The organism is Sphingobacterium sp. SG20118 (genome assembly GCF_044740685.1).
GTDB lineage: Bacteria > Bacteroidota > Bacteroidia > Sphingobacteriales > Sphingobacteriaceae > Sphingobacterium.
Genome location: NZ_CP172826.1, coordinates 1,536,468 through 1,551,735 on the forward strand (window position 1 = coordinate 1,536,468; position 15,268 = coordinate 1,551,735).

At 38.7% G+C, this 15,268-nt stretch carries 16 protein-coding genes, 1 tRNA gene and 1 pseudogene; 8 read left to right on the plus strand and 10 right to left on the minus strand.

Going from position 1 to position 15,268, the window contains the following annotated elements; all coding sequences use genetic code 11:
- Positions 1–6: 6 nt before the first annotated feature.
- A tRNA-Phe gene (locus ACFX5U_RS07180) sits at positions 7–82 on the minus strand.
- Between the two features lie 187 nt (positions 83–269).
- Between ACFX5U_RS07180 and mnmA the strand changes: the two genes are divergently transcribed.
- A complete protein-coding gene (gene mnmA / locus ACFX5U_RS07185; RefSeq protein WP_280568905.1) occupies positions 270–1,361 on the plus strand; it encodes a tRNA 2-thiouridine(34) synthase MnmA in 1,092 nt (363 codons plus the stop codon).
- 75 nt (positions 1,362–1,436) lie between these two features.
- On the opposite strand, the gene ACFX5U_RS07190 is transcribed toward mnmA, so the two are convergent.
- The 4 genes from ACFX5U_RS07190 to ACFX5U_RS07205 form a co-directional block, all read right to left on the minus strand.
- Positions 1,437–1,877, minus strand: a complete 441-nt coding sequence (locus tag ACFX5U_RS07190; protein ID WP_038697457.1) for a nuclear transport factor 2 family protein — start codon at positions 1,875–1,877, stop codon at positions 1,437–1,439.
- 233 nt (positions 1,878–2,110) lie between these two features.
- The gene (locus tag ACFX5U_RS07195; protein ID WP_400262883.1) at positions 2,111–2,599 is read right to left on the minus strand and encodes an ABC transporter permease; all 489 of its coding nucleotides are present in this window, start codon (positions 2,597–2,599) and stop codon (positions 2,111–2,113) included.
- Positions 2,529–3,425, minus strand: a complete 897-nt coding sequence (locus tag ACFX5U_RS07200) for an ABC transporter permease (protein WP_400262884.1) — start codon at positions 3,423–3,425, stop codon at positions 2,529–2,531. The genes ACFX5U_RS07195 and ACFX5U_RS07200 overlap by 71 nt, the downstream gene beginning before the upstream one ends.
- On the minus strand, positions 3,418–4,359 hold the full coding sequence (locus tag ACFX5U_RS07205) for an ABC transporter ATP-binding protein (protein ID WP_400262885.1): 942 nt from the start codon (positions 4,357–4,359) through the stop codon (positions 3,418–3,420). Before ACFX5U_RS07205 ends, ACFX5U_RS07200 begins: the two co-directional genes overlap by 8 nt.
- A 138-nt stretch (positions 4,360–4,497) precedes the next feature.
- Between ACFX5U_RS07205 and yihA the strand changes: the two genes are divergently transcribed.
- The 4 genes and pseudogenes from yihA to ACFX5U_RS07225 all read left to right on the plus strand — a co-directional run bounded on the left by yihA (position 4,498) and on the right by ACFX5U_RS07225 (position 7,698).
- Positions 4,498–5,205 carry a ribosome biogenesis GTP-binding protein YihA/YsxC gene (gene yihA / locus ACFX5U_RS07210; protein WP_081918329.1) on the plus strand — a complete coding sequence of 236 codons (708 nt, stop codon included), beginning with the start codon at positions 4,498–4,500 and terminating at the stop codon, positions 5,203–5,205.
- 3 nt (positions 5,206–5,208) lie between these two features.
- Positions 5,209–6,060: a UbiA-like polyprenyltransferase gene (locus ACFX5U_RS07215; RefSeq protein ID WP_400262886.1), complete on the plus strand. Its 852-nt coding sequence runs from the start codon at positions 5,209–5,211 to the stop codon at positions 6,058–6,060.
- A 176-nt stretch (positions 6,061–6,236) separates the two neighbouring features.
- A pseudogene (locus ACFX5U_RS07220) lies at positions 6,237–7,037 on the plus strand (alanine/glycine:cation symporter family protein); the annotation flags it as partial.
- A gap of 7 nt (positions 7,038–7,044) precedes the next feature.
- Positions 7,045–7,698 carry an alanine:cation symporter family protein gene (locus ACFX5U_RS07225; RefSeq protein WP_400262887.1) on the plus strand — a complete coding sequence of 218 codons (654 nt, stop codon included), beginning with the start codon at positions 7,045–7,047 and terminating at the stop codon, positions 7,696–7,698.
- Positions 7,699–7,817: 119 nt separating this feature from the next.
- Here the strand turns inward: ACFX5U_RS07225 and ACFX5U_RS07230 are convergent, their stop codons facing one another.
- Positions 7,818–8,576 (minus strand): murein L,D-transpeptidase catalytic domain family protein, encoded by a 759-nt coding sequence (locus tag ACFX5U_RS07230; protein ID WP_400262888.1) that lies wholly within the window; start codon positions 8,574–8,576, stop codon positions 7,818–7,820.
- A gap of 80 nt (positions 8,577–8,656) precedes the next feature.
- Positions 8,657–9,691, minus strand: coding sequence for a L,D-transpeptidase (locus ACFX5U_RS07235; RefSeq protein ID WP_400262889.1), 1,035 nt, complete (start codon positions 9,689–9,691; stop codon positions 8,657–8,659).
- Between the two features lie 5 nt (positions 9,692–9,696).
- Here ACFX5U_RS07235 and ACFX5U_RS07240 point away from each other — a divergent pair, with 5 nt between their 5' ends.
- Positions 9,697–9,843: a hypothetical protein gene (locus ACFX5U_RS07240; protein WP_280568883.1), complete on the plus strand. Its 147-nt coding sequence runs from the start codon at positions 9,697–9,699 to the stop codon at positions 9,841–9,843.
- 90 nt (positions 9,844–9,933) lie between these two features.
- Entirely contained in the window at positions 9,934–10,983 is a 1,050-nt protein-coding gene (locus tag ACFX5U_RS07245) for an alpha/beta hydrolase (protein WP_280568880.1), read from the plus strand.
- 5 nt (positions 10,984–10,988) lie between these two features.
- Here the strand turns inward: ACFX5U_RS07245 and ACFX5U_RS07250 are convergent, their stop codons facing one another.
- The 3 genes from ACFX5U_RS07250 to ACFX5U_RS07260 all read right to left on the minus strand — a co-directional run bounded on the left by ACFX5U_RS07250 (position 10,989) and on the right by ACFX5U_RS07260 (position 13,179).
- Positions 10,989–12,191, minus strand: coding sequence for an oxygenase MpaB family protein (locus ACFX5U_RS07250; RefSeq protein ID WP_400262890.1), 1,203 nt, complete (start codon positions 12,189–12,191; stop codon positions 10,989–10,991).
- Between the two features lies 1 nt (position 12,192).
- Positions 12,193–12,480, minus strand: coding sequence for a hypothetical protein (locus ACFX5U_RS07255; RefSeq protein ID WP_400262891.1), 288 nt, complete (start codon positions 12,478–12,480; stop codon positions 12,193–12,195).
- A 66-nt stretch (positions 12,481–12,546) separates the two neighbouring features.
- Positions 12,547–13,179, minus strand: a complete 633-nt coding sequence (locus ACFX5U_RS07260) for a YgjP-like metallopeptidase domain-containing protein (RefSeq protein WP_400262892.1) — start codon at positions 13,177–13,179, stop codon at positions 12,547–12,549.
- Positions 13,180–13,262: 83 nt separating this feature from the next.
- On the opposite strand from ACFX5U_RS07260, the gene ACFX5U_RS07265 reads away from it, so the two are divergent.
- Positions 13,263–15,266, plus strand: a complete 2,004-nt coding sequence (locus ACFX5U_RS07265) for a M13 family metallopeptidase (protein WP_400262893.1) — start codon at positions 13,263–13,265, stop codon at positions 15,264–15,266.
- Positions 15,267–15,268: the final 2 nt, after the last annotated feature.

Genomic DNA, 15,268 nt, shown 5'->3' on the forward strand with positions numbered 1-15,268 from the left:
CAGATCTGGTGGTGCCAGCTGGATTCGAACCAGCGACACAAGGATTTTCAGTCCTTTGCTCTACCAACTGAGCTATGGCACCTTAACCTGCATCCCCGTTTAACTTTGAATGCGATGCAAATATAGCCCGATAATTCGAATTCTAAAACTTTTCAATCATTTATTTCATGTATTTTTTTGAAAGACTTGATTTAGATACAGATAAAATTTACAAGAAATTAACACGTAAAATTTTGAAATAGCCTATCTTTGCAGTTCAATAAAATAAAATGAGTAAAAGAGGAAGAGTATTAGTTGCTATGAGTGGGGGTGTTGACAGTTCGGTAGCGGCTGTCATGCTTCATGAACAAGGGTATGAAGTCATAGGGATCACGATGAAGACTTGGGACTATGCAGCTTCTGGTGGTTCGTCTAAGGAAACCGGATGTTGCAGCTTGGATAGTATCAACGATGCGCGTTCATTGGCGGTGAATTATGGTTTCCCGCATTATATATTGGATATTAGAGACGAGTTTGGCGATTTTGTCATTGACAATTTTGTAGATGAATATATTGCTGGCCGTACGCCGAACCCTTGTGTATTGTGTAATACACATATTAAGTGGGAGGCTTTGATGAAACGTGCGAATAAATTGGATTGTGAGTTTATCGCAACTGGACACTATGCCAATATTCGTCTTCACGATAATGATCGTTACGTGATTTCGAAAGGTAAGGATGAAAATAAAGATCAATCTTACGTGCTTTGGGGTGTTGCGCAGGAAAATTTGGCTCGTACCCAATTCCCATTGGGCTCGTTCGCTAAAACAGAAATTCGTCAGATGGCTTTGGATATGGGGCAGAAGGAACTGGCTAATAAAGCGGAGAGCTATGAGATCTGTTTTGTTCCGGATAATGATTACCGTGCATTTTTAAGACATAAAGTTCCTACATTGGATCAACAGATCGGTAAAGGTAACTTTATCTTGACAGATGGTACTGTGGTTGGTGAACATATCGGTTACCCTTATTTCACAATCGGACAACGTAAAGGTCTGGGTATTGCATTGGGTAAACCGATGTTTGTGGTAGAGATTCTTCCAGAAAGCAATACGGTTGTATTGGGTGAAGAGTATGAACTGGAAAAATCATTCGCTTATGTGCGCAATGTCAATTTGGTGAAATATGCTTCATTGGATCAACCGATGGAAGCGATTTCGAAGGTGCGCTATAAAGATGCTGGTGCTTTGTCTACAATCTCGCAAGAGGGTGATATGGTGAAGATCGATTTCGTGCACAATGTAAAAGGTATCGCACCTGGTCAATCGGCAGTTTTTTATGAAGGCAATGATTTGATCGGTGGTGGTTTCTTAGTGAAATAGATATCATCGATTTTATATAAAATAAGAAAAGGTCTTAAAATTAGTTTTAAGACCTTTTTTCATGGAGGAGTGCTGCTATTTGTACGATTCGATGATTTGGGTTATTTTCCATTCCTGATTTTCATTACATAGGGTGATACATTCTACTTTTGTGAAATTGTCATATTTCATTTCTACTTTGGCCATGACACAGTTGTCATTTTTCTCCATGATACTGTAGCTGGTTTTACAATTTTGAATAAGACCTTTATGCACTTTTAAGAAGTTAACAAGATCTGTTTTGTTATAGGTTTTTGTTTTTGCATTGGATGATTGTGTCCACTTAAAATCGTTGGAGAATAATTTTTGTATCCCCTCTGTATTGCCCACTGTTGTAATCTGTATGTAGCTGTCGATAACGGCAATGGGGTCTGTGTTTTTAGCAATTTTATCTTTTGCAGAACTGCTATTCGTAAGTACTACCAATGCTCCGATTAGTGCAAGTACGAGAAAGATGGAGGTTAATGAATTTTTCATGATCTTTAGTTTTAAGTTTTTGATTTGTGTTTTTATTTAATTGATTGAATCAAAGGTATATACGAAGACTAAAAACTAGAAGCGGAATAAGGTAAACGACGAGGTAAACTCGGTGAAGAGGGGAAAGGATTCGGTGAATTGCGACGGAATTGAAATGGGTCGGTAAATGGGTCGTAACCAAAAACAGCTCTTTGCGAATAGCAAAGAGCTGTTATGTAAGCATATATGCTTCTTTAATATTTAATCCACTTCATGATTTCTTTGAAATTTGCTTTTTTGCCATAGATTAAAATACCGACGCGGTATATTTTGGCTGCTAACCAAGTGACGAGCAGGAAGGTAATAATCAAAATGGTCAACGATACGGCAATCTGCCAGAAGGGTACTCCAAACGGAATCCGCACCAGCATGGCAATAGGGGAGGTAAAGGGTATGAAGCTTAACCAGGTTGCAATAGGACCGTTAGGGTCGTTGATAATGACTCCAAACGACAATACGTAGGTCAGTAGCAATGGCATGGTGATGGGCATGGTAAATTGATTGGCTTCTGTTTCACTGTCTACAGCTGAACCCACTGCAGCAAAGATAGCACTGTATAGTAAGTAGCCTGATAGGAAGAACAGGAAGAAGCAAATGACGATCTCTGTGACGTTAACAGACTCGAGATGTTGTAAGGTGCCAAATCCGAGTCCAGTGTCTGCGGATTGGTTCATAGCGGCCATACCGGAAACTGCCTTGTTGCATAGCGGCTTGTTCCACGACTTCTTTATTCAGTAGTTTGGTTGCTAAAAAGATCAGCCCGCCGGTGAGTAATATCCAAAGTAGGAATTGCGTCAACCCGACCATACCGATACCAATGATTTTACCCATCATGAGCTGAAAGGGTTTGACTGATGATATAATCACCTCGATGATACGGTTGCTTTTTTCTTCGATGACACCGCGCATTACCTGCACTCCATATAGAAATAGCGATAGGTATACCAACACGGCCAAACCCACTCCGATGCCCATGGCGATGCCTGTGTTACTATTTTTCTCTTGACCATCTTCAGTAAGCTCTTTAGCATTGACTTTGATGTGCGGCTGCACAGATACCAATACCTGAGGGTCAATACCCAGTTTCTTGTATTCTGTGAGTCTGATGATGCCTTCTAGTTGGCGAGCGATGGAATTTTGAATCGTAATATTGGCCTTATCTGCCGAAATGAGTTCGATGGCAGACTTCTGATAGATATCTTTTGGGATGACCAAGATGGAGCTATTTTGCTCATCGTCTTTGATCTGCACTTTTAGATCCTTGAGAGAGCGGTCGCTAACGGTAAACGTAATGTTGGGGTCGCTTTTCAAGTGCTGGGCAAAGTCTCCTTGCTGGTCCAAGATGTAAACATGGGCATGGGCGTCTTTGAAACTTTTCTTGGTCAGATAAAATATGCCACCATAGAGGGCAATGAAAAATAAGGGAACCAGAAATGTCATCAGCAGGAATGATTTCTTTTTGACACGTGAAAAGTATTCGCGTTGGATGATGAGTAGTATTTTATGCATGGTCGATTTCGTTTTTAGCACTGTTGGATAACGTCACCTGCTCGATGAAAATGTCGTTTATAGAGGGTACTATTTCTAGGACCTGATGAATTTCTGCCAATGGGATTAAGGCGCTCAATACCTGATTGATGCTAATGTCTTTGTTTAGCTTAATGGTGATATTGATTTTTTTTTCAATGTTTTCTAGAGATTTTATAGTGTATAGATTTTCTATATATATCGATTTTTCATCTGTTACGGAATGTAGTTCGATTTTGTAGGTTTGGTTTTTGTACTTGTCTTTGATGTCCCGAATATTGCCGTCGAGTATCTTTTGCGAGCGATTGATCAGTGCAATATGATCGCAAAGTTCTTCCACCGACTCCATACGGTGGGTCGAAAAGATGATTGTAGCCCCCTTTCTATTCAATTCGAGGATTTCATCTTTGATTAAGTTGGCATTGACGGGGTCAAAGCCAGAAAAGGGTTCATCCAAGATGATCAGGTCAGGTTCGTGCAGTACAGTAGCGATAAATTGTACTTTCTGCTGCATCCCTTTACTCAGGTCTTCGACCTTCTTATCCAGCCATGACAAAATGTCAAGTTTCACAAACCAATGATTTATTCTTTTTGTTGCTTCATTTTTACTCAGTCCTTTTAACTGTGCTAAGTAAAGCATTTGTTCACCTATCTTCATCTTCTTATAGAGCCCTCTTTCCTCAGGAAGGTAACCGATGCGGGCGATATGTTGGGGTGCTAAAGGCTCTCCGTCGAAGATAATTTCACCTCCATCGGGTCCGGTAATCTGATTGATAATTCTGATCAGTGATGTTTTTCCAGCCCCATTTGGACCTAGTAGTCCGAATATTTTGCCTTGAGGAATGCTGAGTGATACATGATCCAAGGCTCTATGACTGGCATAGTCTTTTACGACGTTTTTGATTTCTAAAAGCATGTTTTATTTTGGTTATTTTATAATTAGTCAACAGTAAATGAGAAACGTTACATAAATATAGCCATTATTCCGTTTTTTATATAGATTCTGCAGGCTGTTCAATTTGTCAAAAGGATAGTTTTATACTACCTTTGCAAGATGCAAATTAAAAAAGCCGAATTCATCTGTAGTAATACACGAGTTGATAAATTGCCTGAGGGCAAACTACCTGAGTATGCTTTTATTGGTCGTTCCAATGTAGGGAAATCTTCATTGATCAACGCCATGGTTGGCAAGAAAGGTTTAGCAAAAACATCGCAAAAACCTGGTAAGACACAGCTCATCAATCACTTTATCATCAACGATGACTGGTTTTTGGTGGATTTACCTGGGTATGGTTTTGCGAAAACTTCAAAGACAAATCGCGAGGCTTGGGAAAAGTTTATACGTCGTTATCTAACGCATCGCGATAATTTGCAATGTATTTTTGTCTTGGTAGACAGTCGTCATGAGCCGCAGAAAATAGATTTAGAATTTTGTTATTGGTTAGGTGAGCGGGGTTTACCCTTTATGTTGGTATTTACAAAAGCGGATAAGCAGTCAAATGTGAAGTCTGATGTCAATATGTCCAAGTTTAAAAAAGCATTGGGCGAATGGTTTGAGGAGATTCCAAAATGTTTTTTAACTTCTGCGGAAGTAAAATCGGGTTGTGATGCTATATTGGATACCATAGCTGATATCAATACCCGTTTTGTTCTACCTGAAGTGGATACTGATCGTAATGATGAGTATGATGACGACGATGAAGATAGATTTGCTGATGTGGAGGATAAAGATAGATATCGTTTTGCTGACGAAGAGGAATAGCGAATGAAGAAGTATTTATCTTTGGTGCTGTTTGCGCATAGTATCTTTGCGCTACCTTTTGCTCTAATCGGTTTTTTCTTAGCATTACATACGACCAATCATACTTTTGATTGGAAGTTGTTGGTGCTTATGTTAGTGTGTATGGTAACGGCACGCAATGCAGCGATGGCCTTTAACCGCTACTTGGATCGGGATATCGACCTGATAAATCCGAGAACAGCCATGCGGGATATACCTGCTGGACGCATATCTGCAAAGGGTGCACTATGGTTTACCATCCTCAATTGTTTGCTTTTTGTAATAGCGACTTATTTTATCAATAGTTTGTGCTTTATGTTGTCACCTATTGCTTTATTTGTCGTACTCTTTTACTCTTATACTAAGCGGATTACAGCTTTGTGTCATTTGGTGCTGGGCTTAGGTTTAGGCTTAGCTCCGGTAGGCGCATATCTGGTGGTGACAGGGCAATTTCATATCGTACCTGTATTGTACGGGCTTGCTGTATTGTGTTGGGTGAGTGGATTTGATATTATATATGCCTTGCAGGATGAAGCTTTTGATCGTGAAAATAAGTTGAATTCTATTCCTGTTTTACTGGGTACTAAGGGGGCATTGCGTTTCTCAGAAGTATTGCACGTCTGCTCGTTTATATTTGTATTACTGCCTGTTTTATATATGGAAGTAGGTTGGTTGTATTATATAGGGGTTATATTCTATGGTTGCTTATTGATCTATCAACATAGGATCGTAAGCCCAAATGACCTAAGCCGTGTAGACCGCGCTTTTATGACTACTAATGGTGTAGCATCCGTTATATTTGCTGTTTTCTATTTGCTGGACATTATTGTGCAATAGCATAAGCTGAAGTTTAGCTCGATATAATTTTTTATGGTAAAAGCCAAATTAATCAAATATTAATTTGGCTTTTTTTGCGTTTTTTTAATTTTATTACTGCCTTTTTTGAATAAAAATTTATACTTTCAAGCCTTATTTAGATGAACTTAACCCCAATTATTTGTAAAGCTTAAATTATGGTCGATAATTATTTTGAAAATTTTGTTAAAATTGCTTCTGATCTCGTCTGGAGCGATATTTTTATTTACTTATGTCTATTGACGGGTTTGTATTTTTCGATACGGACCGGATTCCTGCAGCTCACTTACATCAAAGATATGTTGCGCTTATTGTTTCAGAAGAAAGAAACGAACGAGGGCATCTCATCATTTCAGGCATTTGCATTAGCCATTTCGGGTCGTGTAGGTACAGGAAATATTATTGGTGTGGCTACGGCTATCTATATGGGTGGGCCAGGGGCCATCTTTTGGATGTGGGCGATTGCTTTTTTGGGAGCTTCTTCGGCCTTTGTAGAGTCTACATTGGCGCAAGTATATAAACAAAAGGTCGGTGATGAGTTTAAGGGTGGACCTGCATATTATATTGAAAAATGTCTCGGTGTAAAGTGGTATGCCGTTTTATTTGCCGTTATCACGATAGCAAGTACGGGGTTTTTATTACCTGGTGTACAAAGTAATGCTATAGCTTCTTCTATGCATAACGCCTTCGAAATTCCGGTTGCCTATACTGGGATTGCTGTAGTGGTTTTACTCGCTGTTATCATTTTTGGAGGTGTGCAGCGTATCGGTCGCGTTGCTGAATTGGTGGTGCCGTTTATGGCTGGTGGCTATATCTTGATGGCACTTGTGATCATTGCTTTAAATTATACCCAAATCTTTGATGTATTTGGCTTGATCTTTAGTTCTGCTTTTAGTTTAGATGCTACTTTTGGTGGTATTGTGGGTATGGCGATTGCTTGGGGTGTGAAGAGAGGTATCTATTCCAATGAAGCAGGGCAGGGAAACTGCTCCGCATGCAGCAGCAGCAGCAGATGTCAGTCATCCTGCGCAGCAGGGTTTGGTACAGGCTTTCTCGGTATATGTAGATACGATATTTGTCTGTACGGCTACTGGGCTCATGATTCTATTTACGAATCAGTACAATGTCGGGCAGTTTGATGGTGCTGGGCAACTCGTTGGGTATATTTCAGAACATATACCTGGAGTCAATTATACTGCCTTTACGCAGGCGGCGGTGTCACATCATTTTCCGCTGATCGGGAATGGTTTTGTTGCAATTGCTTTATTCTTCTTTGCTTTTACGACTGTTATGGCTTACTATTACTATGCTGAAATTAATTTATCTTATATTTTTTCTAACAAAGTGAGCCCGTTAGTTATCTGGACTTTACGTGTTATTTTTCTTTCTGCGGTGTATTTTGGTTCGGTTAAGACTGCGGAAATGGCTTGGGCAATTGGTGATATAGGTGTTGGCCTAATGGCTTATGTGAATTTGATTGCGATATTACTGATGAGTAAAACTGCGCTAAAGGTGTGGCAAGATTATAAACAGAAACGCAAAAATGGGGAAGAGAATCCGAACTTTAGTGCAAAAGCTTTGGGTATAAAAAATGCGGAATTTTGGGATGAAGAAAAATAACTGAACCCTATAGATTGGGCTCGTATCAGTTATATTTAGTGCGAAGTAATAGCTGTATAACAGCTAAAAAATTAATGAAAAATGCCTTCAATACATATGTATTGAAGGCATTTTTTTTATTAATTTAAGGTACCGAATTTATCGGCCATATCTTTTTGATAGTGGGCCATAAGTTCGTTACGCTGATTCAATACTTTAGATTTGGCGAGATATTCTTCGTCATCAGCATAGATATAGAGCAAGGTACCATCCTTTATGGTGTTGATGATAGGCTTGTTCAATGCCCTTGGCAATGCTGGACATCCATAACTGCGACCTAAGCGCCCTAATGAGCTAACGACACTTGGATTTGCATAGTCAGCACCATGGATGACTACAGCTCTTGATTTGGCCTTATCATTGAATCCTTTATCTAATCCATTTAATACTAAAGAGTATCCGTTGGCCCCTTGATAAGTATTCTCTGTAATGTAAAAGCCTAATGAGCTTTGGTACGACTCTGGTCGATTTGAGAATGAAGTAGCAAAATTGCTACCGCTATTTTTACCGTGAGAGACGACTGAATGATAAAGTACTTTTTCGTTTTTGAGGTCCAATACGACAAGTCTTTTTTCTGTAGATGCTAATGTAAAATCGATGATTGATAATACATCTTTGTTTTTAGCAGGAAGTAAAGTATAGCCTTCCATCGCTTCTTTGAATGCCTTGTAATTGACAACATTCTTAAGATTCATGCTCTGGTAGAGTGAATCTACTTTTGATATTTCTTTAGTAATTACAATTTCTTTTTTTTCAATTTCTGGTTTAGTTACATGTTTTGAATCTGAAAAGACAGATGCATATAACCCTATAAATAAAATGAACACTAATTTCTCCATACTTAATCCTTAATTGTTTTCGACTGCAAATTTAAGAATTAAAGATACTAAAAAATTGTAAATCAATGTGTTAATTATTGTTAATCAATAACTACGACTAAAGTTTGAAGGTCTTTTGACCTTTTATAAACAAACTGGGCATGTGATGACGCATTTCTGACACACATATGCGAACGTGGTGTTGTACCCAATGTTTGGCTATATTCTACTATTTTTCCTTTTGGATTATTTACCGGAACGCCATGTACATAGGCCCCGGCTGTAAAACGACTGGCATAGGGTGCATATCCTTCAATGCTCTTTGTTCCGTCTTTATAATAGAACATTTTGGATTTATGCTCTTGGAGAACAAAGATGCCAGTAGGTGTCTCTTGAGCATGTGGAGGTTTATGTACGCCAGTGGTAGCGGGATTCATACTGCGTACGATCCAACCTTTTTCAGTTTTGTCTAGTGTACAAATATTCTGGTTCGTCACATCCACAATGATGACTTTATCATAAACTACTGAATCTCCAATGGTTTTAAGATATCGTTTAGGAACTTCCCATTCTCCCTCAAAAGATACTCCAGCTATTTTCACATACTTTAAGGTATCACTGCTCTGTAGCTTGACCAACCAACCATCTTTGCCATAGATGGTCGGAAGTTTTGTTTCTCCTTCAGTATATAGCGGTGTTGCCTGATAGCGCTCCGTACCTAATGAATCTGAAACCCGCTTGTAGGCATCTCTTTTGAAATTGGGTATGGTTGGAGCTTCTCCATTTGAATTTTGGTAGTTTTGTAAAACGCCATATATGGATCTGCCATCCTGAAAGTTTTCGATAAAGGCCAGTTTTTCTTTTATTTTATCCCATTGAAATTGTCTCACTGTATCCTTATAGGGATAAGTGTCTTCTAATGTATACTTTGTATATTGTAATTCTTTGGTTATTTCGATATCATCTGCGGTCTTAGGCTTCTTTTCTTTTTTATCTTCTGCTGCTATTGAATCTTTGGTAATATCATTTCGATTTCCTTGTGGACTACTGTTGGGTTGGCCTTGTTGACAAGAAATGAACAGAAAGGATACGAAAACACTATTTATTAATATGTTTTTGATGTACAGATACTTCATAAAATATGGCTCAAAAAGATGTTGATCAATCAGAAAAAAAAGCCCATGACCTTGCTGATGTGCCTTTTCTGAATGATTTCATTACCAAACATAGTGCCGAGATTTTGGGATGGATTGAGTTAGCTGTAGAATCTCGGAATAATGTGTGTTAAATTTTTTTATGTCGGCTATATATCGAGTTGGAGTAAAACAATTTTCGAATGACGACGTTGTATCAATAATTTCAATTACTGTAAAGCTATATGCATTCAAACTTACGCTATTTAATATTTCTGGTATTTATAACTTCATGTGGAATCATGCATAATGTGCCTATTTCACAGAAACCTAACTCATTTGTCCAGCCTAATATATCCAACTCTTTTGTGGATCAAAATGGCAATTTCTATCCTGATAATTGGCGTAAGACCTATGGTAATCCTCCTCGTAACGGGAAAAGGGACGCTTACTCTTTGATGAAAATTGCGGCAGATCGGGGTATCACAGATGATCTAACGGGGTTTGAAAATCAAAAACTTAAAGATTTTAAACAGCATGTGAAGACAAAGAAACGTGTCTTTATTTTTGTTCATGGATTTAATGCCAATAACGAAGAGGTGAATGAAAGCTACGGTTATATCCAAAAGCTCATTAAAATCAATACGAAAGACGATGAAATTGTCCGTTTTTACTGGGACGGTCTGTGGACGAGTAATCCTTTTGCAGGTGCAAAAATTTGGTTTACGGCGACATCCTTCAGTCAGATGGCAGGTGAGTTTGGCTTAAGACGTGTGCTGAATACCATGTCTAATAAAGATATTTATATCATTTCGCACAGTAGGGGCGCATCAGTAGTCTTGAGTGCATTGGCCGAGCCGCATTTCAATGAGAAATTTGTGAAAGAAATCAAGGAAATACATAAAGTCGATGTTGATAATGCGAAAGAATTGATGGAGAATAAAAATCGGATTACCTGTATCATGTTGGCCCCAGCAGTTGGTTTAAAAGACTTTAAATCCAAAGAAGTGGGCGATGAATCTTTTTGTTCCTTTAGTCCTCAGGTGAAGAAAATACACATCACGATCAATAATACGGATAAGATGCTAAAGAAATTTTTCGGCTTTCTTGCCGATAAATTGAACCCAACAGATCTGGGATATAAAGATAATGTATACAATGAGCTGATAAAGGAATACACCTGTTTTGATAAAACTGATTTTTCAGGTATGGAAAGCCATGCTTTCAATAGTTACATTCGCAATGCAAAGTTCAAGACAATGTTGAAAGCAAGCGGTATCACTTTAAATAAGTAGGTAAGTTATTGATTTTTATTGTTCGCTCGTTTGTTGTAGGTAAGGTAGATTCTTTTGACCTCCAATTGTTCGGCTCTTCCTTTTTTGATAAGCAGATGTCGCTGTTGTGCTAGTTTGGCCTTGCTGTTTCGCATTTTGTTCTTTAATACATTTAAATAGGCGATGGCACCGATTTTTGTTGTATCGAGTCCTAAAATCCGACAGGAATAACTGCCCAAGAGGTAATGGTTGTAGTACAGGTGGATTTCCCGCATCATTTTACGTCCTAAAGCGGACTCTGGATAGTAGGCTACTATAGGTTCCTCTTGAAGTGCATGGGCTAATAATTTGGAATCGGCATCACCTTCCTTTTGTGTCATAGTCCAATAATAAAGTGACTCGATAGCCTGCTCCTCGGTATCCGGGAGCAGCTGCAGGGGAATACCTAATAGATGACCGATGTATTTCCAGAGATGAAGGAGCCCTGTTATCTCCTCCGGAATAATTTGAAACTTCATGCGCTGTAAGCCCACCATAAAGACTAATGAAAAGCCCAGATTGGTGGCTAGCATGTCCCAGTGATTGAGTGGAATACCCCATTCGGTTTTGTCCCAGTTTGTTTTAGCTAGAATATTGATCCGGGAGAAGGAGTGGATCATGCGGGTTTCAATGACTTTCTGAAATCCAATTTGATTCCTTCTTAAAGCACCTTTTCCCATGACATCTACCCAGAAATCTACAGTGTCAGCAAGTCGCTTTACAGCTCCTTTTTTCAAAGCTCCTGTATAAATTAAGGGTTTGTTGATGGCAGCTGATTCGTAACCACCCATAAGGCAGTAATCGCGCAGTACAATTAAACCACTTAGCCCCGCGCGTTGACTAAGGTCTATTCCACTTTCCAGAAGCTCCCAATCGAGCCATGATGGCGAAGGGTCTATCTGGTTGAAAAAGACATCTAGCGCTTCTTTAAAGGGTGCTGCGACAGCAGTTGGATCTGCGATATAATCTTTTATGAGCTGCTGTCCATTGGTAAATCCAACTTGTTGATGCAGTTGCTTGACCAATGTATCGGCTAGTTCATCGTAGGAGAAGAGGTAGGGGATAAAATCTTTCGCCTGATTGAGATCTGGTTTCTGCTGTAGTTTTTCTAAAAGACCTACTCCAGCACCCATTGTCCAATAATGGTGGAAGGAGGAGGTATTGGTTTTAAAGCGGCTCGGTATTTCCATTTTAATTGTCCATATCCCAACTCATAAAATGACCTACAGCTGCTAGGGTATTGGATGCGTAGGTGAAATCGAAATCCATATAGTCGGACTGGCAGGAGCTTGTATCGCTGCAACAGAATTGACGGTCGATATTGAAGGTGATGCGAAATTGTCCCTTCTTTTGGTTCTCGTTAAAGGTGAAGTTCGTGATGGTAAGATCTCCAATCTGCGGAGCACCATCTTTATCTGCTAGGCTATCGAATACCAGTTTCCTGTATCTTTTTGCGATCCTCCGCTGTGATTTTATCAAGTAGTAAAGCGAAATTTTGTTCGACTTTCTTTACTTCTGTATCTGTGATCGCTATGTTTAATTTGATTATTGACATGTTTTTAGTGTATAAGCAATTTGGTGTTCCATATCCTGCTCTTCGGGAAAATAAGCTGCTCTTACGTGCGGGGTAAAAGCAAAGTGCTCTGCTAGTGCCCTAAATGTAAGGTAGGTGAGCTCTGTAACCGATAAGCAGGTTATAGCGCTGCTAAAAGTAATGTTATTGTTAGGATGAAGGATATATAGATTGTTTGTCAATGTCCTAAGTTTGATTGTTCCTACTAAGACTTTCAACTCTTGCTCCCAGTAGCTGATTAAATCTGACAACTGCTGTAGTGCAAACTGTTTTCCCCAAGCTTTTAGCCGTTTTTGATAGTCAGCATTTCCCTTACAATACAGGGTAACGATTTTATTTTTAACCTGTATCTTGTTTGAAGGACTGTTCTTAATGATTTTGAGTAAATAGTTTTGTTGAAAAAATCGAAGCGGCTGATCGTGATACTCGATTTCTTCAGTAACCGGATTAATGATTTTCTTGTTTTTGATAAACTGCTCTAATGTATCGATGTCAATGTCCGCTGGAGCGATGACGGTCGGGGTATTGTGTTGTATAGTCAATCGGACGTTTTTGGAGTCCGTTGTCATGATTTTATAATTTTTTCCAGCGATTTCGATGTACATATAGAAATTAAATGTTCGACCTTGTAAACTTAATACATACTTTTATTAAGTTTGTCATTAAATTAAAACAAATAAACGGTAATATGAAAAAACATTCAGTTCTTGCTGCTTTAATGATGTGTGGAGGGGTTCTCTTTGCACAGCAAAATCCAGCTATCAATACAGCATTTATGGATAAGAGTGTTCGTCCTCAGGATGATTTTTACAATTTTGTAAATGGCCAGTGGATGAAAACAGTATCGATACCTTCAGATAAAGCGCGATGGGGATCTTTTGACGAGTTACGTGAAAACACGGATATTGCGACTTTAAAGATTTTGAAAGAATCGCTAAGTACAACATTTGAAAAAGGCACAGACGGTCAAAAGATCGGTGATCTGTATCGTTCTTATATTGATTTTGATAAGCGTAATCAATTGGGGATAAGTCCGATTAAACCTTATTTGGATAAAATAGAGGCAATAAAGGATTTTAATGGATTGTATAATTATCTGGTGGAGGTGACCCCAATCGGTGGCAATCCTTTTTTTGGAGCTTATGTATATGCGCATTTAAAAAACAGTAATGTCAATACGGTTTATTTAGGAGCAGCAAGTTTAGGTTTAGGGCGTTCTTATTATCAAGTGTTGGATGCTAAAAACACAGAAACACTAGGTGATTACTCCAACTTCATTTCTACGTTGTATAGTAAAGTAGGGCAACGTACACGTGACTTAAAGGGTCCTAAAATCGTTGCTTTTGAAAAGGAGTTGGCTAAAAATCTAAAGACAGTAGAGCAATCTCGTGATGCTGATAAACGCTATAATCCTGTTGCTGTTTCCGACCTGAAGAAAATGGTCAAAAATATAGATATTGCAAAATATCTGAAAGACACTGGTTTTAAGTCGGATACGGTAATCGTTTCGGAACTGGCATATTACCAAAATCTGGACAAGGTGTTGAAACCTGAGAATCTGGAAGCGATTAAAGAAGTATTAAAATTTAACGTGATGAATGATGCTGCATCGTATCTAACGGCAGATTTGGACCAGCTTAATTTTGATTTCTGGGGTAAAAAACTAAAAGGACAAAAAGAGCAGCGCGATCTTGAAAAAAGAGGTGTTGAGTTTGTAAACAGTGTTGCAGGAGAGCTTTTAGGAAAGTTATATGTAAAAGAAAATTTCCCTCCTGAAGCAAAAGAACAAGCAGAAGAATTGGTTGGTTATCTGATCAAATCTTTTGAGCAGCATATCAATGACTTGAAGTGGATGTCTGCGGAAACTAAAGTAAAGGCATTGGAAAAATTGGCTAAGTTCAATGTTAAGATTGGTTATACGGATAAATGGAAAGATTACGCTACTTTAAATGTAGGATCATCCTTATTCGACAATGTAATGAGTGCACAAAAATGGTCGTTTGAGCAAAATCTAGCGAAACAGGGTAAGCCTGTAGATAAAAGCGAATGGGGAATGACACCTCAAACTGTCAATGCTTATTATAGCCCATTATTTAATGAAATCGTATTTCCTGCAGCAATTTTACAACCACCATTTTATGACTATAAAGCAGATGCAGCGGTTAACTTTGGTGGTATCGGAGCAGTTATCGGACATGAGTTGTCTCATGGATTTGATGATCAAGGTGCGAAGTATGACGGAAATGGTAACTTGAACAATTGGTGGACTGAAGAGGATAAAACTAAGTTTGAAGCTTCTGCTGATGCTTTGGTAAAACAATTTGAGGCTTACGAACCTGTACCAGGTGTGAAGGTGAACGGTCGTTTTACTTTAGGTGAAAACATTGGTGATTTAGGCGGTTCTTCCGTTGCTTTTGATGCATTGAAGATGTATTTGAAAGATAAAGGAAATCCAGGTTTAATCGATGGATATACGCAAGAACAACGTTTTTTCTTGTCTTGGGCAACTATCTGGAGAACTAAAACAACGGATGAGTTTGTGGTCAATCAAGTGAAGACCGATCCACATTCGCCAGCGCAGTACCGTGCTTTTGCACCTATTATCAATTTGGATGGATTCCATGATGCCTTTGATACCAAGGAAGGGGATAAGTTATTTGTCCCTAAAAATGATAGAATCGTAATTTGGTAGTT

Coding starts and splice junctions, on each gene's coding strand:
- mnmA (WP_280568905.1), top strand. CDS start 270: ATGAGTAAAAGAGGAAGAGTATTAGTTGCTATGAGTGGGGGTGTTGAC.
- ACFX5U_RS07190 (WP_038697457.1), bottom strand. CDS start 1,877: ATGAAAAATTCATTAACCTCCATCTTTCTCGTACTTGCACTAATCGGA.
- ACFX5U_RS07195 (WP_400262883.1), bottom strand. CDS start 2,599: ATGGCCGCTATGAACCAATCCGCAGACACTGGACTCGGATTTGGCACC.
- ACFX5U_RS07200 (WP_400262884.1), bottom strand. CDS start 3,425: ATGCATAAAATACTACTCATCATCCAACGCGAATACTTTTCACGTGTC.
- ACFX5U_RS07205 (WP_400262885.1), bottom strand. CDS start 4,359: ATGCTTTTAGAAATCAAAAACGTCGTAAAAGACTATGCCAGTCATAGA.
- yihA (WP_081918329.1), top strand. CDS start 4,498: ATGCAAATTAAAAAAGCCGAATTCATCTGTAGTAATACACGAGTTGAT.
- ACFX5U_RS07215 (WP_400262886.1), top strand. CDS start 5,209: ATGAAGAAGTATTTATCTTTGGTGCTGTTTGCGCATAGTATCTTTGCG.
- ACFX5U_RS07225 (WP_400262887.1), top strand. CDS start 7,045: ATGAAGCAGGGCAGGGAAACTGCTCCGCATGCAGCAGCAGCAGCAGAT.
- ACFX5U_RS07230 (WP_400262888.1), bottom strand. CDS start 8,576: ATGGAGAAATTAGTGTTCATTTTATTTATAGGGTTATATGCATCTGTC.
- ACFX5U_RS07235 (WP_400262889.1), bottom strand. CDS start 9,691: ATGAAGTATCTGTACATCAAAAACATATTAATAAATAGTGTTTTCGTA.
- ACFX5U_RS07240 (WP_280568883.1), top strand. CDS start 9,697: ATGGCTCAAAAAGATGTTGATCAATCAGAAAAAAAAGCCCATGACCTT.
- ACFX5U_RS07245 (WP_280568880.1), top strand. CDS start 9,934: ATGCATTCAAACTTACGCTATTTAATATTTCTGGTATTTATAACTTCA.
- ACFX5U_RS07250 (WP_400262890.1), bottom strand. CDS start 12,191: ATGGAAATACCGAGCCGCTTTAAAACCAATACCTCCTCCTTCCACCAT.
- ACFX5U_RS07260 (WP_400262892.1), bottom strand. CDS start 13,179: ATGTACATCGAAATCGCTGGAAAAAATTATAAAATCATGACAACGGAC.
- ACFX5U_RS07265 (WP_400262893.1), top strand. CDS start 13,263: ATGAAAAAACATTCAGTTCTTGCTGCTTTAATGATGTGTGGAGGGGTT.